Source organism: Pseudomonas sp. 1L-C-7-B-C1, from assembly GCF_057291635.1.
The window spans coordinates 103,978-123,854 of record NZ_JBXAWH010000005.1 but is presented as its reverse complement, the minus strand read 5'-3'; the positions used below and the strand labels follow the sequence as shown (position 1 = coordinate 123,854).

The window sequence follows — 19,877 nt, the reverse complement described above, 5'->3', positions numbered from 1 at the left end:
CGCTTGTGCTCAAGGAGCTGTCATGTCCACCGTTACCACCACGTACTTCAACAGCGCGTCACTGCGACAACGCTTTCTCGACGAACTCGACCACGCTTTCGCTGCCGGCGTGCTCGGCTCATCCGAACAAACCTGGCTCAGACGCGCAGCAGGCGCGATGGCTGCCGATGATCCCGATCCGGTCAGGGTCGATCGGCTGTTGCTCAATGACGGCCCGCCCACGTCGCTTGAGCTCAGCGCTGCGCTGATGTTCAGCCACGGTCAGACCCCCGACCCACGGATTTTTCTGTTTACCCTGGCGTCCGGGGTCGAGGCCTTTGACGGTCGCCAGCAGTTGCTTGAAACGCTGCTTGGGCGTTTTGCAAACAACGACCCCTCCGCGGCGTTCGAGTACGAAAAAATCGACGAGGACGTTTTTCAGGCGCAGATGCAGGCCATCGTTGAGTATCAGGCGCAGTCGGTGAGGCAGTTCACCGAACAACTGAAGTTAACGCCGGACCTGGTAGGCGCTGTAACTTCCACTCTGGCCCTGCAACTGCATCGGCTGTTGCCTGATCAGCTCATTGATCCGGCGAAGCACCTTATGCGCATGGTGCAACCTGCTTTTAGCGCTGACGAAGAGTTGGTGCTGATGACTCAAACCCTGGCGCAAACGGCGTTTGAAGCGTTTTGCCATGCCGAGCAGACTGCGGAGGTGACGCAGCAATTTCTGGATGCGCAGGGGCGAGTAGTGAGCGATCGCGACGCCCAACTATTCGCTCAGGCATTCGCCGACACGATTCCTGCGCTGCCTGACCGATTCGCCGCGCTGCTGCGCGAGTACTGGAGCCAGCAACGCGCGACCGGTTCCTGCCGCGACATGGCTATTCAGGTCTACGCGACCAGCCTGTGCCATGAGCTGTACCGGTACGGCCACGAGGGCAACCTCACTCGGCAAGAGTACGAAAGGCTGAAGCCGTTGCTCATCTCGGCGCCGCTCTATATTTCGTCAGACGCTCAAGTGCGCTGCAGACGTCTTGTGCTGCACCTGGCTGACGGGACCGTTACACAACTGGCCGGCACACTGGTTTTCGATTTCAGCCCGGCCGACCTGCCGCTGCTGTGGTTTACGCCGGAGCACGGCCTGCGCCGATTCGCCAACCTGACGTCGCTGAGTTCATTCTGCTCAACCCCGGAGGGGCGCGAGCTGCTGCGCCCGACACTGGCGCTGGTGGACCAGCCATTGTTGCTGCGTGAAGGTCCCTTGACCCTTTCGCTGGATACGATCGGCGGGCCACTGCTCCGCGAACGGGTGGATTCCATCCTTGCGCTTCAACTGCGCAATCTGCAGTACGTCACAGGTTTGTCAGCTGAGTCCGTGAAGGTGTCGGCGATGTATGACGATGCGCTGGACGTGCGTTACCTGATCGATCCGCGTCAGGTCCATTTCACTGCCGGGCGCTGGCGGCACGATCAGCCCATGGACTTCGCCGCCGTCTGGTGCAGCAGCGCCGCGGACGATCTGATTCAGGTGGCCCTTGCGCCGGAGCCTGAGAGCGCCCTCCTTGAACCCTCGCCCTCCGGGCCTTCCCAGCCACCCGTGCTCCAGCCGTCGCCCCCGTCCTGGCTGGAAAGAACTCAGGTATCCGATGCCAACGCGGCGCATCTGCGCCAGTTGGACAACGTTCTGGTCAGCTACGCCGAGCAGGCACTGCAGAGCTATCTCTGCGCGGCCTCGGCACGTGGTCTGCGCGCGGGTGAGGTACGGGTGCGCTGGCTGGAATCGCTGCCAATTGCCACCTCCGACGTCGAGCCGACCTCTGTCGTCATCAGTGAATCCTTGCGCGCCACGTCAATGGATCTGGTGGCGTTGTTGCTTGAACGCGTGAGTGGTCACCGACCTGATCCCCTCGTACACACGGCGCAGGTGCTGGTCACTTCCCAGGCGGGCGGGGCGCACCTTGATATCGAACTGATCAACTTCATGCTCAAGCGCATTGCCGAGGACTTCGTCGAACGCTACCTGGATCGGTTTGAGCAGTCACGCGTTGCCCTTGCGCGCCTGGGCGACAGGCAGCTGCAACCGGTTGCCATGGCACTGGTGCTCAGGGAAGACGCGTTGCGGCTGGACCTGGCGCTGAGGCAGCGAATGGAGTTGGTCACGAGCGATCCGGCGCGCATGGTCATGCAAGTGCTCAACGCGCCAGTCCGTGCGCAGAGGACAGAATCGGGCCCTTCGATGACTGACGTGTTTTCGCTCTCGCTGGCCTACGGACCTGAGGCCTGTGCCACCCTCAGTGATGCGATGGTGCTCTGGCAGCCGCTGCAGACCGGTGCAGGTTTGATGTTCTGGACCAGCCTGCTGGGTTGGGAGCATTTCCCCTCCGCGCAGGCATTGGTCGACCAAATAGACAGTCGACTGCGCAGTGTGCACAGCGAGCGTTGGTTGGGTCTGCTGGGGGAACGTGACCGGGCGCTGCTGCGTAACCAACTGCGCACACAACCGCAGGCACAGCTTCGCGTTGATTACAGTCGTTGCGACGGCCATGCAATCGAGGCGTTACAGCAGAGCGTGTTTAACCGCCAGTTACAGAATCTCCAGGCACTGTGCGCCCGTGCCCGGCGTTGTCGGTTTGAAGCCGGGCTCTTTACCGGCGTCGCCCGTGCCACCGAACTGGATACGCAACTGGTCGACATGCTTGACGCGCTCGCGGTCCGAATCGACAACACGCTGTTTGAAGAGCTGTTGCCGGACTGGTTCAAGACCGCATCGGTCAGCGACATTCGAGCCTATAACGCGATATGGCGTCGTTTCTTTGTTGCCAGCGAAGGGGGCGAGGACTTTCTCTTTGGCGTCCCGACGCTTACTGAATACGCGCGCACCAAACTGCTTGATCAGATGAACAGCGATTTCGTCGGACGCAACCTGGACCCCGACCAGATTATCGTCACCCAGCGTCGCTACGTCGCCGCGCCACCCGGCGTTGGGCAAATCCCTTCAGCGATTCCCGCCGCCACACTTGAGCACAGCGAGTCACTGACTGATTACGCCATCAATCGCTTCGTTGATTTTCCGGAGGCGGCGTTGACTATCCACTCCACCGAATTTCCCGATGTCAGCCGCCTGATGACGCCGGATTATGTGCGCAGGACTGTCCGTCGGCTGGACGTCGGCGCAGGGTTCCGAACACTGCTGCGGCAGACGTTGAATCCGGCGGATGCCAACTGGGAAAAGCGCAACACTCTCTTCGTCAACCAACTTCCACCGATGATGCAGGCCGTGGCGCTGCAGCATAAGCTGCAAGGGAAGTTGAGTTTCCGAGCCTGCGAATTCATCTCGCAGGTGGTTGAAATGCCCGACGGTATTGCCCGCGAACCCTTCGACGGTGAGCGCACGATCATCAGTGCCCTGCGACTGGTCGCCGATGAAGGCATGACCCCCGACCCCGTCAAGGGCGTTTATCTGATCTGCGCCGAGGATCCTGACAGCGGCCCGGTGATTTTGCACGCCGTGTTCCACCCGGATCTCGTCTTCCGCGAGTACGCCAGCCTGTCAGCCCTGCTGGCCGATCTGCGCAGCGACACGACACTGCAACAACTGGTGCTCGAACGACTGGACGCGGAGGTGCGCAAGCGATATGAGCATGGCGGGTTCGTCGAGCCTCATCTGCCTTTCTTCTACCAGGGGCCGGGAGACGTGCCCACTAACACCCCTGGGCCGGTCACGGTTTCGCTGGATGAGGAAAAAGGCAACTCGCTGCAGTTCATGTTCACCGACACCGTCAGCCTGCTGGTGGACATTGGCACGTCCGATACGGTCACGACCGAGGAGGCCGATCAGTCGTCCCGCAAATTCCTGGCTTCGCTGGGCCTGGAGCAGGCACTGAGCATTGTGCCCGGCAAGCTCGCCACCATGGTCGCGTTCTGGCAGAGCCATACGCTGTTTCGTGCTTCGGCGGAGTCTGCTGCCGGGCGTCACTGGGGCGAGGCCATTTCCGAATTCTCTGCTGCGCTGGGCGTGATGGTGACGGCCAGAGAGCAGGCCGAAAAGGACGAGTTGATCGGCGGCGACCTGGTAACGGACGATGACTTGACGCCCTCGGACTTTTCCTGGGGTGGGGTCACACTCACCGCCGAGCAGCTAAAACGCCTGCAGGCGCTGGAAGCCCGGAACATCTCGCTCAAAAATCTGCGTCGCGATGAATTGCTGAGTCTGTTTATGGACCCGACCAACGGAAGGGCTTATGCAGCCGTCGCCGGACGGGTATATCAAGTGCGACGCGAGGCCAATAACGGCAGATGGATGATCATTGGCGCGGACCGGACCTCCGGCCCGCTCATCAGGCTGGATGAAAAGCAACGCTGGCAGCTGGACATTGAGTCCGGTCTCAAGGGCGGCGGCGGGGCAATGACCAAGTTGCGTACACACGCCGCGGACGTCAGCGCCGATGACGTCTTGCTCATCGAAGCCACTGGCATGCCCGAGATACGCCAGTTCTTTCGCGAACGCGCGCAGCATATCGGCGAGGCTCACCTGCAGGCCAAGCGCTACCTTGAAAACGCGCTGGATAACCTGAACGTGCATAAACCCGGCGCGGCGCTGCACCCGCGTGTCACGCAAATCATCGGTGACTTTTTTGGCGTCAGTCAGCCCGATCCCGAGCTGTTGGTCGAGACCGAGCGCGCGATCAAGGCGCTGTTCGATGAGGTCATGGATGCCTCGCTGTCGCCGTATTCATCGCCACGGTTCGTGGTGGGCACCAGTCGAGCAGGCCATTCAGGGACCATGGGTTTCGTCATCAAGCGGGACCCGAAAAAGCGCGTGTTCCTGACCGATCGCTATTTCGACGCGCCGCCGTTCCCGCTCACACCCGAGGCGGCCGCCCAGGGCTTCGATTGCCCGGCCCATTACCGCGCCGCGACGTTGATCCATGAACTCTCGCACCTGGTGCTCGATACCCACGACATCGCCTATCTGGAGACTACGGCGCCGTATCCCGACCTGCTAATGGAGAACAACGCCAACAACATCAAGCTGAAAGCGGACATCGAGCGCCTGCAAACCTATGGCTTGTCCCATCTGAGCACGCGCAATGAGCTGTTTCTGCATCTGAAAGAGGGCGAGTGGCGTGATTTCGATGAAGATGAGGGCTTTGAACACGGCGCTATCCTGAAGCTTGCGCGCACCAAGACTCTGGACGAGGCCCGGGACGTGTTTCTGAGCGATGCAAGTAAACGGAGCAAGATTCTACTGGCCAATGCCGATTCGGTGACCCTGCTGATCCTGCGGCTGGGAAGACGCAGCTTTGTGGTGCCTGCCTCTTCGCCGGGCGGCCGCTAAGTGACAAACGCCGAGCGTTGAGGGGCTCGGCGTTCCCAGGGTGGTGAGCAGGCGAGGGCGTGCCGGCGAACCGGCTGACCCTTACAGCGCGTAGTGCCTTAGCTCGCGGGCGATCAGCAAACGCTGGATTTCGCTGGAGCCCTCGTAGATCTGAGTGATCCGCGCGTCCCGATAATATTTCTCCACCGGGTAATCTTCCAGATAGCCGTAGCCACCATGAATCTGCACGGCCTTGGAGCAGACCCACTCGGCCATTTCCGAGGCGAACAGCTTGGCCTGGGACGCTTCCGACAGGCAGGGTTTGCCCGCCGTTCTCAGGCGTGCAGCGTGCAGGACCAGCAACCGCGAGGCGTTGATGCGGGTGTGCATGTCGGCCAGCAGATTGGCGACGCTCTGGTGTTCGATGATCGGCTTGTCGAACTGCACCCGCTCGCGGGCGTACCCCAGCGCGGCTTCGAATGCGGCGCGAGCGATGCCCAGGGCCTGGGCGGCAATGCCGATACGCCCGCCTTCCAGGTTCGAAAGGGCTATCGAAAGACCTTTGCCCCGTTCACCCAACAGGTTCTCCGCCGGAATCCGGCAGTCGTTCAGGGTCACCGCGCAGGTGTCGGAGGCGCGGATACCCATTTTGTGTTCCATGCGGTCAACGCTGTAACCAGGGTTGTCGGTGGGCACCAGAAACGCCGACAAACCGCGCTTGCCCAGCTCCGGATCGGTGACGGCGAAGACGATCGCCAACTGCGCGCGCTTGCCATTGCTGACGAACTGCTTGGCGCCATTGAGCACCCATTCGCCGTCTTTCAACTCCGCGCGGGTGCGCAGGTTGTGAGCTTCGGACCCCGCCTGGGGTTCGGTCAGGCAGAAGCAACCGATGGCCTGGCCGCTGGCGAGTTTTTCAAGCCACTGTTGTTTCTGCGTGTCGCTGCCGTAGTTGAGCACTGGCCCGCATCCCACTGAGCTGTGCACGCTCATCAGTGTGCCGGTGGCGCCGTCGGCGGCGGAGATCTCTTCCACTGCCAGCGCATAGGCCACGTAGTCAATGTAGCTGCCGCCCCATTCGTCCGGAACGATCATGCCAAGCAGGCCCAGTTCGCCCATCTTGGCCACCAGCCCGTCGTCGATCCAGCCGGCTTTTTCCCAGGCTTGAGCATGGGGCGCGATTTCGTTGCGCGCGAAGTCTCGCGCCATGTCGCGGATCATCACTTGTTCTTCGGTCAGTTCAAGATCTTGCATAGGTCACCCCTCATGACCGCTGAAGAAGCTTGCCACGTGCTCGGCATCCAGGGCCTGCACGCTGGAAGGGCTCCATTGCGGTTTCTTGTCTTTGTCGACGATCAAGGCACGAACGCCTTCGATCAGGTCACCGCGTTCAAACCACTGGCGGTCCAGGTGCAGCTCCAGGGCGAAACAGCGCTCCAGCGGCAAGTGCCGGCCGCGGCGCAGCAGCTCCAGGGTCACTGCCATGGCCAGTGGTGAGCGGGTTTGCATCAGGTGAGCGGTGTCGATGGCCCAGGCATGGGTGTCAAAGACACTCACTTCCAGCAGTTGCTCGATGATGCTTGGGACGTCTGGCAGGGCGAAGAAGTGATCGATGGCTGGCCGCAACCGGGCCAGCGGCGGGGCGGGCAGATGCTGCACGCCGATTTTCGCCAGCGCGCCCTGCAAGTCCTTGAGCGGGGTCAGGCTCCACTTCAGGTTATCCAGCTGCAGATCGAGGTCATCGAGGCGTTCGCCGTCGAGGTACCAGTTCGCCAGACCGCAATACAGCGCGTCGGCGGCCTGGATCTGCACACCGGTGACGCCCAGATAGATTCCCAGCTCGCCGGGGACCCGGGACAGAAAGTAGCTGCCGCCGACGTCAGGGAAATAACCGATCGCCACTTCCGGCATCGCCAGACGGCTACGTTCAGTGACGACGCGCAGGTCTGCGCCTTGCGCCAGCCCCATGCCGCCGCCCAGCACGAAGCCGTCCATCAGGGCGACGACGGGTTTGCGGTAACGATGCAGCGTGAGGTCCAACGCGTATTCTTCAACAAAGAAGTCCAGGTGCTCGGTTCGACCGGCGTGGAAGCTGTCGTACAACGAGCGGATGTCGCCGCCGGCGCAGAACGCCTTTTCGCCGGCGCCGCGCAGGACCACGGCGTAGACGTCGTCATCCTTCGCCCAGGCGTCCAGCTGAAACTGCAGCTGCCGGACCATGTGCAGGTCGATGGCGTTGAGGCCCTGGGGGCGGTTGAGGGTGAGGTGACCAATGTGATTGCGAACGTCGGACAGAACGCTCGCGCAGGCTGATTGCTGGCCCGCGTATTCGGCAGGTAAGACCTGAGCCGTCATCGCTGACTCCCTGTTGATTATTGTTGTGCTCAATCCCCGGCTGAACCCCCGGGATCCGTGAGGGTGCTAACGGATGCTACCAGCGCCATTTTGCAAATGACACTGGAGAATCCTGTGGGAATGTCGAGGCATCAACCGACCGCAATCGTGGGAGAACAGTGATCTCCATCAAGCCTGCAAACTGAACAGCGCCATTTGCGGCGCGTCGCTGATCCAGCATTCGCTGACGGTCCACCCTGCACGGGCCGCCAGTTCAGTGAACGACTCGACGGTAAACTTGTGGGAGTTCTCGGTGTGCAGCCGTTCACCGGCAGCGAACCGGAAGGTGTGGCCGGCGACGGTGACGCTCTGCTGTTTGCGGCTGACCAGGTGCATTTCCATGCAGGCTTGATCGGCGTTCCAGACAGCCAGGTGATCAAAGGCGGAAACATCGAAGTCGGCGTGCAGCTCGCGATTGATGCGGGTCAGCAGGTTCTTGTTGAACTGCGCGGTCACGCCCTCGGCGTCGTCGTACGCGGCCACCAGCGTCTGCTCATCCTTGACCAGATCGACCCCTACAATGAAATGGGCATTTTCACCCAGCACGTCGTGAGCGCTGTGGAGGAAATCCACGGCCTGCTCGTGGCTGAAGTTGCCGATGGTAGAACCCGGAAAGAAACCCACACGGGTGTGGCCGTCGGCCTCTTCAGGCAGCGTAAGCACCCGGGTGAAATCGTCCACTTGCGGCGCCACGATCAGTGAAGGGTAGCGCTGGCGCAATGACCGTGCGGCCTTGTTCAGCGCAGTTGCACTGATGTCGATCGGCACGTACACGGCGATGTGCGGCGCGGCATCGAGCACCAGGCGCGTCTTCTCACTGGCGCCGCTGCCGAATTCCACCAGCGCTGCGCCGTGTGGGATGGTCGCGGCGATCTGCCCGGCGATGCTTTTCAGCAGCCCGGTTTCAGCGCGGGTGGGGTAGTACTCAGGCGTTTCGCAGATGGCTTCGAACAGGTCGGAACCCGCTGCGTCGTAGAAATACTTGGGCGACAGGGTTTTCTCCGGGGCGCCGAGACCGGCCACGACGTCGCGGGCAAACTCGCTGTCGTTCGGGTCAACCACGCCGGGCTGACGGCTGTCACGGGCCAGGCGCAGGCCCGAAACCATCCAGCGCTTGTCGGCGTGGAAGAAGTTGCGATAGGTCAGGCGGCAGTGATCGGGCGACGTGATGCTGGCACCGCCCCGCAGGACCATCTGATTGACCATGAACTTGCCGTTGTACTCGCCGACGGCGCCCACCGACGGCTTGAAACCGGGGTAGGCGCTGTAGGCATTTTGGGTCCACTGCCAGGCGACGTCGTCCACTTGCTCCAGCAGACCGGCGCGGGCAGCGGCTTCCCATTCGGCCTCGGTGGGCAGGCGCGCATCGGCCCACAGTGCAAATGCGGCGGCTTCGTAATAACTGATGTGGGTGACCGGCGCTGACGGGTCGATCGACTCAAGACCGCGCAGGCTCATGCGCTTCCAGCCGTTCTCGTCGTGCTGCCAGTACATCGGTGAATTCCAGCCGTGTTCCTGCACCAGCGTCCATCCTTCGGACAGCCACAACGCAGCGGTGTGATAGCCGCCGTCGGCAATAAAGCTCAGCCATTCCCCATTGGTCACCAGCCGGTCGCTGATCTCGAAGGACTGCAGGTAGGTGGTGTGGCGTGGGCCTTCGTTGTCAAACGAAAAGCCGTCGCCGTCGTGGCCAATCTCGGTCAGGCCGGCGCTTAGCGGCTTGAAATGACCGCGGCGTCCGGACAGGTCCTTCGGCCAGCGTGGGCTATAGGCAGGTTTCAGCGACGAGAGGCTGAACAGATGGAGAATGTCCATCAGCAGCAGTTCCTGATGCTGCTCTTCGTGGGCCAGCCCGAGTTCGATCAGGCTGGTCATCTCGTCGCTCAGCGGCGTCATCAGCAGCGTGGTCATGTTTTCGTCGACGTGCCTGCGGTAGGCCAGGACCTGATCGACACTCGGCCGGGTCATCAGGCCGCGTTGCGGACGCGGATGGCGCGGGCCGACGGCTTCGTAATAGGAGTTGAACAGGTAGCCGAATGTCGGATCGAAGGGTTCGTAGGCCGACAGGTTCGGGATCAGCAGGAATGTCTCGAAGAACCACGTGGTGTGCGCCATGTGCCACTTGGCCGGGCTGGCGTCAGGCATCGACTGCACCACCATGTCCTCGGCGCTCAGCGGCTCGACCAGAAACTCGGTACGGTCGCGCACGCTCTGAAAGCGCTGGCACAGGGTGTGAGTGGAGGATGTTTCGCGAAGCTGGCGTAATTGGCGCGTCATCAGGTGCTCTCCGGCGTAGCCGATGCCCGGTGGGCCCGGTGGACTGATTCCACGCAGCCAGGCGGTACGGCGATTCAGGGTTTGAGACTCGGGTCGCCCGGAATGTTCAACCGAAATATCCAAACGAAGGATGGCCCTTGTCCACGAGTACGTTGATGCCCTGGATTATCAGCGTTTTGCATGGATTTAACGGCAAGCTTCGAGTGTAGTCCCGCCGCCGGCTGATTCGCCCGGTTGGTGACCGATGGCCAACCCGCGCGCCGTCTGCGGTAACCTGCTGGCCAATCGCTGCAAGTGCGCTGTGCACGATACGTGTTTCGCGGGCAAAACCTGAACCTGCGCGGCGACTCGCAGTCTGCACAACAGCACTTGCGTCACAGACGGCAGTGGCTTTTCAGGGTATGTGTCAGGTGACAAACGAATTACGCCAGATGAATGAACCGGTTTTTGGGGACGCGCATGAATGATCTATCCAGTCTGCTGGAGGCGCTTGATGAGGCGCAGACCGGGCAGCAGGAAGTGGTGATCGCCACGGTGGTCAAAGTCGAGGGTTCGGCTTACCGACGCCCGGGTGCGCGGATGATCATCGCGCCGATGGGCGAGTCGACCGGCACCGTCAGCGGCGGCTGCCTGGAAAGCGACGTCAGCAAAAAGGCCTGGTGGCTGACGGCCAATGGCAAGCCGTCCATGCGCACGTACAGCACGGGCGAGGACGACGACGAGCTCGAAGACGCCGAACTCAGCTTCGGGCTGGGTTGTAACGGCACGGTGCACATCCTTTTCGAACGGATAGATCCCCAGGCGGCAAGTCTGGTGGCGGACGTGTTGCGTGAGGTCAAGGCCAGCGGTGTTGGCGCTGCGCTGGCGACGGTGATCGGCACACAAAGCGAACGGCACACGGCGCTGGGCGAGCGGGTGGCTATCCGTGCATCCGGGCAGGTGCAAATCGAAATGCGTGAGCGCTGGTTGGCGACGGCGGTGGCCGAGGACCTGAAAACGGTGCTCGATGCCCGCCGCTCGGCCACCCGTACCTACGACAGCGCGGACGGCGCCGTTGAAGTGCTGCTTGAGTACATCGCAGCGCCGCGTCGGCTGGTGGTCTTCGGTGCCGGTCATGACGCCATGCCGCTGGTCAGCATGGCGCGGTTGCAGGGCTGGCACATCACGGTGATCGACGCGCGCTCGCATTTCGCCCGGTTCCAGCGTTTTCCGGATGCCGATCAGGTGCTTTCAGCGCCCCTGCAACCGATGCCCGAACTCCATGCGATGGTCGCCGATGCCGCCGTGGTGGTGATGACCCACAGCCTGAGCCAAGACCGTCATTGGCTGGGGCAGGTTCTTGAATCAACGCCGCGCTATATCGGGCAGCTCGGGCCGCGCAGCCGCACCGAGCGTTTGCTCGATGAACTTCCGGAGCGCACCCGTGAAGCCGCTGCGCAGACCAGCCTGCATTACCCGGTCGGCCTCGACTTGGGCGGCGATGCGCCGCACAGCGTGGCCTTGTCGATCCTGGCGGAGATCAACGCGGTATTCAACGGCCGCAGCGGCGGGATGCTCAAGCATCGACAGGCAAGCATTCATGCGGTGGATGTGACGTTGGAGCAGGCGCGGGAACTGAGAATGATCAGCTAGTTTTAACGGGGGACCATTCTTGCAGGAATGGGCTCCCTCGCTTCTCAGTGATCTCGGCACGGCATCCATCAGGTTCGCTCAATGAACGACAAGTACAAACCCCACGACTGGGCCCCCCACGAGCGACCAACGTTGCCGGGGTCGCCGTCGACGCCCTTGCACGCAACGCCCAAGCGCTGGGCCTACGCCATCGTCGGCGTGATCGTGGCCTTGACCGGCGGGCTGGGCAACGCGCTGGTGGTCGCCAACCTCCAATACCTGCAAGGCTCGCTGGGCGCCACCCAGGCCGAGATCGCGTGGCTGCCGGCTGCTTACGTCATGACCAACGTCTCGATGAATCTGCTGCTGGTGAAGTTTCGCCAGCAGTTTGGTCTGCGGGCTTTCACTGAAGTGTTCCTGGTCCTGTACGCGCTGGTCACCTTCGCCCACCTGTTCGTCAACGACATCGAGTCAGCCATCGCCGTTCGTGCCGCCCACGGCATGGTCGGCGCGGCACTGAGTTCGCTGGGCCTGTACTACATGATTCAGGCATTCCCGCAGAAGTGGCGGATGAAAGCGCTGGTGCTGGGCCTCGGCACGGCGCAGCTGGCGACACCGCTGGCGCGACTGGTCTCCGAAGACCTGTTGCAGATTGCCGAATGGCGCGGGCTTTACCTGTTCGAACTGGGCATGTGCCTGCTGTCCCTGGGCTGCGTGCTGATTCTCAAGTTGCCACCGGGCGACCGCTTCAAGGCTTTCGAAAAACTCGATTTCCTGACCTTCGCTTTGCTGGCATCAGGCTTCGCGGCACTGTGCGCGGCGTTGTCGCTGGGGCGGATTGAATGGTGGCTTGAAGAGCCCTGGATCGGCATCGCCCTGGCGTCGTCCATCGTGCTGATCCTTGCCGGGCTGTGTATCGAGCACAATCGCACCCGACCGTTGTTGATCACCCGCTGGCTGGGCAGTGGCCGGATGATCCGCTTCGCCTTCGGCGTGCTGCTGACGCGGATCGTGCTGTCGGAACAATCCACTGGCGCGGTCGGTTTTCTTCAGGGCCTGAATCAGGGCACCGAGCAGTTGCACACGCTGTATATGTTTATGCTGCTGGGCAGCGTCGCCGGCCTGGCGGTCAGCGCACTGACGATCGATCCGCAGCACCTGTTCAAGCCATTAATCATTTCCCTGGCGCTGATGGCGATCGGTTCGAGCATGGACAGCTTCTCCACCAGCCTGACCCGTGAACCGCAGATGTACTTCAGCCAGTTTTTGCTGGCGTTCGGCGGCACCTTCTTCCTTGGCCCAACCCTGGTACTGGGCATCAGCGGGGTGATCAGCAACCCGCGCAATATGGTCAGTTTTTCGGTGATGTTCGGGATCACTCAAAACGTCGGCAGCCTGATCGGCTCGGCGTTGCTGGGCACCTTTCAGGTCTGGCGCGAGAAATTCCATTCGGCGCATATCGTCGAACACGTCACGCTGATTGATGCTCAGGTGCAGTCGCGCCTGCAAAGCGCGAGCGGGACCTATATTTCCGCCATCGCCGACCCGGCGGCGCGCACCAGTCTGGGCATTCGCTCGCTGGCGACGGCCGCCACCCGCGAAGCCAATACCCTGGCCTATAACGATGTATTCATGCTGATTGCGGTCATCGCGGTGCTGACCATGATCTGGATCACCAGCCGCGCCACCTGGCTGTGGATCACCACCGAGCCGGTCGCGCCGTTTACGCCGGCGACCCCTGCGGCATCTCCCTTAACACCTTCTGGCGCTCAACCTTCATGACAGAACCCGGCAAACCTTCTGGCAACGCTACTGGCGATACGACGCCCGGCGCTTCAGGCAACGCTGCACCTTCCTCGGCGAGTGCTCCGGCGCCCGCGCCGGCGGTGATGCCGGCCACCACGCAACCGCGGTCGGCGCGTATACGCCTGGTGTCCTCCATTCTGTTCGGCGGCATCGCCTTGGCGGGTGTGCTGGTCGTGCTGTATGCGTGGCAGTTGCCGCCGTTCAGCAGCCCGATCGAAAGCACCGAGAACGCCCTGATTCGCGGGCAAACCACGATCATCGGCCCACAGCTGAGTGGCTATGTGTACGAAGTGCCGGTGCAGGATTTTCAGTGGGTCAAGCAGGGCGACTTGCTGGTGCGCATCGACGACCGGATCTATCAGCAGCACCTGGATCAGGGCATTGCTCAGTTGGGCGTTCAACAGGCCGCACTGGCCAATAATCTGCAGCAACGGCGCAGCGCCGAAGCCACTATCGCCCAGCGGCAGGCCGCTATCGCGAATGCCCAGGCGCAGAGTGACAAGGCCGCTGCCGACCTCCGCCGCGGGCAGGCGCTGGTGACTGACGGCTCAGTGTCGAAAAGCGAATTCGATGTGACCCGTGCCGCAGATGCGCAAGCGAAGGCGGCGCTGGCCGAGGCCAAAGCGGCGCTGGAGATTTCCCGCCAGGACCTGCAGACGGTGATCGTCAATCGCGGCTCGCTGGAGGCCTCGGTGAAGAATGCCGAGGCGGCCATTGAGCTGGCGCGGATCGATCTGACCAACACGCGCATCACCGCACCTCGGGACGGTCAGCTGGGTCAGATCGGGGTGCGCCTGGGTGCGTACGTCAATTCCGGCGCACAGTTGATGGCGCTGGTGCCGCGCCCGCGCTGGATCATCGCCAACATGAAAGAAACCCAGATGGCCAACGTGCGTCTGGGTCAGCCGGTGAGTTTCACCGTCGATGCCCTGGAAAATCTGAAGATGCGCGGCCGGGTGCAGCGCATTTCCCCCGCAGCGGGGTCCGAGTTCAGCTTGCTGCCTGCCGACAACGCTACCGGCAACTTCGTCAAGATCGCCCAGCGCATTCCGGTGCGCATCACCATCGACGACGACCAGCACGACGTCGACCGCCTGCGACCGGGGATGTCGGTGGTGGTCAGCATCGACACCAGCCAGGACGGCGCCGTACCGCCGGACCCGGTGGATGGCAAGGTGGACTCGGTGAACGGTCGCTGAATCGGCCCGCCTGTATCGCCGTGTATCCCGTCCCGTGGCAGATACGTGCCGATTCGTTGACTGATATTTCCGACACACCGGCGACACCTCCCGCACGTTGAATGGCGGCTGCGAGGCAACACGCCTCGGCCGCTCTTACATCCAACGTGCCCAGTGCCCGGAGCCCGCCATGAACTGGAAAAACCTCACCACTGCCTTCCTGTCCGCCACCCTCATCAGCGATGTGGGGGGCCGGCCATGTTTCTGATCGCGTTTCTGGGCGGCATCGTTACGGTGCTCAGCCCCTGCATCTTGCCGGTCATCCCCTTTCTGTTTGCCCGGGCCGATCGGTCGGCGTCGTCGGTGCTGATGACCCTGCTGGGGCTGACCCTGACGTTTGCGCTGGTCTCAAGCCTGGCCGTGGTCAGCAGCGACTGGGTGGTGGCGGCCAACGGCATCGGTCGTGATATCGCGCTGGTCATCCTGACGCTGTTTGCCCTGTCGCTGCTTTCCGTCCGCGTGGGTCACTGGCTGATGCTGCCGCTGGTGGCGCTGGGCAATCGGCTCGACCCGGCTACGCGGCGCCTGTCCGGTCCTTGTGCGTCAGTGGCGATCGGTGTTGCGACCGGTTTGCTATGGGCGCCATGTGCCGGTCCGATTCTGGGGATCATTCTCACCGGCGCGATGCTGCAGGGGCCGAATGCGCAGACCAGCCTGTTGCTACTGGCGTACGGGCTTGGCAGTGCGGTGTCGTTGGGAGTACTGATCTTCGCCGGACGCGAGTTGCTCGCGCGGCTGAAACTGTCGCTGCCGGTCACTGCCTGGCTACGGCGTGGCGTTGGCTTCGCTGCATTGCTGGTGGCCGTGACCCTTGCCACCGGCTCGCAGAATCAGTTGCTCGCCGGCACCACGTCTGAAGGCGCAGCCGCGGTGGAAAAGGGCCTGCTCAGCGCCGTGCCCAAAGCCATCGACTACGTCGTCACCCGCGTCAACGCTGCCGCCGCACCGAATCTCGGCAGCCAGGGCGCGATGCCTTCACTCTCCGGCGCAACGGCATGGCTCAACTCGCCGCCGCTCGATGATGAATCCCTGCGCGGCAAGGTGGTGCTGGTCGATTTTTGGACCTTCGACTGCATCAACTGCCAGCACAGCGTTCCGCACGTCAATGAGTGGGCGAAGAAGTATGAGAAGGATGGCCTGGTGGTGATCGGCGTGCACACCCCTGAATACCCTTACGAACGGGACATCGACAATGTGCGCAAGAACGTCGCCAGGCTGGGCCTGAATTACCCGATCGCTGTCGACAACGACTATGCCATCTGGCGCGCTTTCGACAATCAGTACTGGCCCGCGCATTACCTCATCGACGCCCGGGGGCAGATCCGTTACAGCCACTTTGGCGAAGGCGCCTACGACACCCAGGAGCAGGTCATTCGCCAGCTCCTTGATGAGGCCCATGGACAGGCTGAAGCGAGAGGCGCTGACGAATGAAAGGTCGCGCTTACACCATGCGTCTGACGGTGTTGTCCTTGCGCACAACGTGGTGCCAGATCGCCGCGATCACGTGCAGGCCGATGACGTAGTAGAAAATCGTACCCAGCAGGACGTGGTAATGCTCCAGTGTTTCGGCGGTGTCCTTGGAGAGGTCGAACGGCGCCGGAATACTCAGCGAGGTCAGGGGAATTGGCAAGGCGCCGCGTTCCAGCAGCACCGTGGACAGACCCAGCAGGGGTTGCGCGAACAGGAAGGCGTACAGCGCGTAATGGGACAACGTGGCGGCCAGACGCAACGCGCCTTCCAGAGGCGGGGTGATGCCGGGCGGCGTGTGGCGGCGGCGCTCGGCGATGCGGAAAAATGCCATGACCAGCACGACAATGCCGACCCAGAAATGCGTTTGCACCACGAAGGTTCGTGCGTCGCTGCCACGGGCGAGTTGGGTACGGCTCAGGATCAGCGCGTAGGCGAGCACAATCAGGATCGCCATCACCCAGTGAAACCAGCGGGCTTTATAGCTGTAGCGTTCGGTAGCGGAAGGTTTGCTCACGGTCAGGTCTCTTGGTCTGTTTTTGTGATCTGGCGCGGCGCAATCACTGCCGCAGCGCTTTCATAACCCAATGGCGGGTGGTCGTCGAGGACAACGTGCGAGTCGACCTGCACCTGGAGCATCACCCGTTTACGCGTGAAACATGTCCGCAGCGTTATCGCCTCCACTACGAAACAGTTCCATCCCTCATAATTGGTATGACTAATTATTTCACAGATCGCGGCTTCGAAAAGTTCATGGGCTGACTTGCTTAATACTGATTTGCACTAATTCTGATACTTAAATTAAATGTCATTCGTTTGAGTAAATTCAAATAGCGGGAAAATGCTGAGTAATCATTCATCTTGATATTAGCTATATGCACGGCGTCTTTTTATTCTGAATTGGCATTAAAAATCTGTCTAAATCAGTTTGACAGGTCATCTGCATGGATCCATCTTAATGCCTCGACGGCTCAGATTCCTGACTATCAGCTTGAAAAAGCTGGCATTTTGCCCGTATGCAATGGGGGCCTCGATTTTCCTGGGTCTATTGAAAAGGGAAGGGCATTTACATGGATGCTTCGGGCTTTGTTGATCTGTTAAAACGTCATAACTCCGATGCGCAAGTGTGGTTTGATTCGTCGCCGACCGTATATAAAGACTGTGCCAACAAGTTGGTGCGGGATTATCCGGACATGCGCGATGTTATTACCGGACTGTTGCCCGATGAACCGGGTAGTTCAGATGTCGGCGTCAGCGGGGCCACTACCAACCCTTCGCTCATCGGTCAGGCTGTCATGAGCAATGCAGCCCACTACCGTGATTTCCTTCACACCTTGCCGACGTCGATGTCGGTCGAACCCCGGCTGCGACAGCTCTACGACCAGGTGATCATCGACAGCGCTCAACCGTTGCTGCCGCTGTTCAAGCGTTCAAGACACCGATACGGCTGGCTGTCGGCACAAATCGAGGGCGGGCACTGGATGAATCAGGACGCGCTGGTGGCGCGGGGGCTGGAACTGGCGGCGCTGGCGCCGAACATCATGATCAAGATCCCCGGCAGCGCCCAGGGCTATCGCGCCATAGAGCAGTTGGTGGCGCGGGGCTGCTCGATCAACAACACCTTGTGTTTTACCGTTTCCCAGCTGGAGGCCTGCCTCAAGGCCATCCATGCCGGGCGTCAGCGTGCACTCGCCAACGGCGTGAACACGGAGCGGGCGCGTTACGTGGTCAGCTTCATGATTGGTCGGCTGGGTGCGGAAACGGAGTTCGAGCGGCAGGCGCGGGGCAGTCGTATCAACCTCAGCCGCACGGACAAACGCTGGGCCGAGCTTGCGGTGTATCAGGCGATGCAGGCGCTGATGCGACGGCGCGAGACCCCGGCGCAACTGTTGCTGTGCAGCATCAAGGTCGACACCGATGCACGCGGCCGCGAGCATTGCTGGCACCTGCAGCGCACCGGCGCCGATACCACGCTGTACACGCTGACGCCTCAGCTCATCGAGTTTATCGTGCGTCGTCAGCAGGCCGGGCGCAGCATCGTACCGGCCACCGAGTGGGTGCAGATTCCCGGCAAAGTCCTCGATCGTCTTCTGGCCATTCCCTATTTCAACCAGGCGTATTTTGAAGGCGGCCTGACCCAGGACGAATACGCGCGTCATTCGGCGTTCCTCACCGCAGGCAATGACGTGCGCCTGGGCATGCAACGCCTGCAAGGCTTTGTCACCGACACCCTGGATCCGCCAGGTTTCGTGCGTCGGTCAGCGTTTCGGCAAGCGGCCCTGGAGGGCCGGGCATGAACCGCATGATTGCCGTGTGGGCCCATCCTCGGTCGCGCTCGACGGTGCTGGAAAGGGTGTTCATCGAGCGCGGTGACTTCGAGGTGTTCCACGAGCCTTTTTCGCACATGGCCTTCGACGAGCATTCGGCCATTCCCCATGGCGACCTCAACTGCGGAATACCCCGTGACTACGAAGCGATCAAGGCCCTGTTGCGCAACGCCCGCCAGCGCTCGTCTGTCTTGCACAAGGACATGTGCTACCACTGTCTCGCCCCGTTGAAGGCTGATGCCGAGTTTTTAATGGAGCAGCAGAACGTCTTCATCATTCGCGATCCGGCCCGGGCGATTCTTTCCCATCACGCGATCTTCCCGCAGATGCCGGTGCAGGCGATCGGTCACCAGGCGCTGTACGAAATATTCTGCGAAGTCAGGCGGCTGACCGGCAAAACCCCTTGGGTGATCAACGCCGAGGACCTTGCCAGCCGCCCGGAACATACCGTGCGCAGGCTGTGTGACCACCTGCAGCTGGACTTCATGCCCGATGCCTTGAACTGGAACGCGACATGTCCCGAACAATGGAAGACCTGGCGCGGCTGGCACAAGGACGCGGAAAACAGCACCACCATCACAGCCGGCAGCGCCGACTTCGACGAGCGTCCTCTGCACGCTGATTCGCGCTTGCTGACTTACTACCAGCTTCATCGACCTTTTTATGAGCGCATGAATCAATTCACCGAGCAGGGACAGCCATGAAAAAAATCGTCATCACCGGTGCCGCCAACGGCATCGGCAAGGCCACCGCCATTGCTTGTGTAGAGGCGGGTTATTACGTCATCGCCGCTGACAAGGATCGCCTGGGGCTGCAAGCCTTGCAGGCCCGTCTGCCCACGCATCGGCTGGAAACGCACCTGGCAGACTTTTCTCAGCCGCAGGTCTATCAGTCATTCATCGGCGACCTCTATGACCGCCACCGACACAACGCACTTGAGGCGCTGGTGAACAATGCCGGGATCTATCACGGCAAGAGCGTCTATGACTACAGCAACGAGGAGGTGGAGGAAATATGGGCCGTCAATCTGAAGTCGCTGGTGTATCTGTCGAAGGATTTCGCCCGGCGCGAGTCCGGCGCAACGCACTTGCGCAGCATCGTCAACGTCACGTCGGTTGCGGGTGAGGTCGGCAGTATGGACGCGTTGTACGGCGCGACGAAGGCTGGGGTGATCGGCCTGACCAAGGCCAACGCCTGGAATTTCGCTCCCCGGATCCGGGTGAACGCCGTGTCGCCGGGGCTGATTCGCGACACCTCGATTCATGACCGTATTCCGGAGCCGCGCCTCAAGGAGTACGAGCGGCAGGAAATCATCAAGGCGCCCATCCAGCCAGACGGCGTGGCCGACGTCATTCTGTTCCTGCTCTCGGAAAAGAGCCGTCACCTGACCGGAAAAGTCCTCGCAGTGGATAACGGCGCCTACCCGCGCTAGCGATCAGGAACACCGCAGTCCCTCAC

At 61.6% G+C, this 19,877-nt stretch carries 12 protein-coding genes; 8 read left to right on the top strand and 4 right to left on the bottom strand.

The window, feature by feature from the left end; all coding sequences use genetic code 11:
• Positions 1-22 precede the first annotated feature (22 nt).
• Positions 23-5,320: a hypothetical protein gene (locus AC0Z8Z_RS09870; RefSeq protein ID WP_485618984.1), complete on the top strand. Its 5,298-nt coding sequence runs from the start codon at positions 23-25 to the stop codon at positions 5,318-5,320.
• Between the two features lie 81 nt (positions 5,321-5,401).
• Here AC0Z8Z_RS09870 and AC0Z8Z_RS09865 read toward each other — a convergent pair whose 3' ends face one another.
• The 3 genes from AC0Z8Z_RS09865 to egtB all read right to left on the bottom strand — a co-directional run bounded on the left by AC0Z8Z_RS09865 (position 5,402) and on the right by egtB (position 9,970).
• Positions 5,402-6,553: an acyl-CoA dehydrogenase family protein gene (locus tag AC0Z8Z_RS09865; RefSeq protein WP_485618983.1), complete on the bottom strand. Its 1,152-nt coding sequence runs from the start codon at positions 6,551-6,553 to the stop codon at positions 5,402-5,404.
• Between the two features lie 3 nt (positions 6,554-6,556).
• Entirely contained in the window at positions 6,557-7,654 is a 1,098-nt protein-coding gene (locus tag AC0Z8Z_RS09860) for an enoyl-CoA hydratase/isomerase family protein (protein ID WP_485618982.1), read from the bottom strand.
• Positions 7,655-7,822: 168 nt separating this feature from the next.
• On the bottom strand, positions 7,823-9,970 hold the full coding sequence (gene egtB, locus AC0Z8Z_RS09855) for an ergothioneine biosynthesis protein EgtB (protein ID WP_485618981.1): 2,148 nt from the start codon (positions 9,968-9,970) through the stop codon (positions 7,823-7,825).
• Positions 9,971-10,429: 459 nt separating this feature from the next.
• Between egtB and AC0Z8Z_RS09850 the strand changes: the two genes are divergently transcribed.
• The 4 genes from AC0Z8Z_RS09850 to AC0Z8Z_RS09835 all read left to right on the top strand — a co-directional run bounded on the left by AC0Z8Z_RS09850 (position 10,430) and on the right by AC0Z8Z_RS09835 (position 16,056).
• Positions 10,430-11,602: an XdhC family protein gene (locus AC0Z8Z_RS09850; RefSeq protein ID WP_485618980.1), complete on the top strand. Its 1,173-nt coding sequence runs from the start codon at positions 10,430-10,432 to the stop codon at positions 11,600-11,602.
• Positions 11,603-11,683: 81 nt separating this feature from the next.
• Entirely contained in the window at positions 11,684-13,363 is a 1,680-nt protein-coding gene (locus AC0Z8Z_RS09845) for an MFS transporter (RefSeq protein WP_485618979.1), read from the top strand.
• Positions 13,360-14,586 (top strand): HlyD family secretion protein, encoded by a 1,227-nt coding sequence (locus AC0Z8Z_RS09840; RefSeq protein ID WP_485618978.1) that lies wholly within the window; start codon positions 13,360-13,362, stop codon positions 14,584-14,586. Before AC0Z8Z_RS09845 ends, AC0Z8Z_RS09840 begins: the two co-directional genes overlap by 4 nt.
• A 237-nt stretch (positions 14,587-14,823) precedes the next feature.
• Complete coding sequence (locus AC0Z8Z_RS09835; RefSeq protein ID WP_485618977.1) at positions 14,824-16,056, top strand: cytochrome c biogenesis protein DipZ; 1,233 nt, start codon at positions 14,824-14,826, stop codon at positions 16,054-16,056.
• A 10-nt stretch (positions 16,057-16,066) separates the two neighbouring features.
• On the opposite strand, the gene AC0Z8Z_RS09830 is transcribed toward AC0Z8Z_RS09835, so the two are convergent.
• The gene (locus AC0Z8Z_RS09830; RefSeq protein WP_485618976.1) at positions 16,067-16,609 is read right to left on the bottom strand and encodes a cytochrome b; all 543 of its coding nucleotides are present in this window, start codon (positions 16,607-16,609) and stop codon (positions 16,067-16,069) included.
• Positions 16,610-17,285: 676 nt separating this feature from the next.
• Here AC0Z8Z_RS09830 and AC0Z8Z_RS09825 point away from each other — a divergent pair.
• From AC0Z8Z_RS09825 to AC0Z8Z_RS09815, 3 genes are read left to right on the top strand one after another with little or no spacing between them, the layout of a single operon-like run.
• The gene (locus AC0Z8Z_RS09825; protein ID WP_485618975.1) at positions 17,286-18,389 is read left to right on the top strand and encodes a transaldolase family protein; all 1,104 of its coding nucleotides are present in this window, start codon (positions 17,286-17,288) and stop codon (positions 18,387-18,389) included.
• Entirely contained in the window at positions 18,386-19,123 is a 738-nt protein-coding gene (locus AC0Z8Z_RS09820; protein WP_485618974.1) for a sulfotransferase-like domain-containing protein, read from the top strand. The genes AC0Z8Z_RS09825 and AC0Z8Z_RS09820 overlap by 4 nt, the downstream gene beginning before the upstream one ends.
• Positions 19,120-19,851, top strand: coding sequence for an SDR family NAD(P)-dependent oxidoreductase (locus tag AC0Z8Z_RS09815; RefSeq protein ID WP_485618973.1), 732 nt, complete (start codon positions 19,120-19,122; stop codon positions 19,849-19,851). The genes AC0Z8Z_RS09820 and AC0Z8Z_RS09815 overlap by 4 nt, the downstream gene beginning before the upstream one ends.
• Positions 19,852-19,877: the final 26 nt, after the last annotated feature.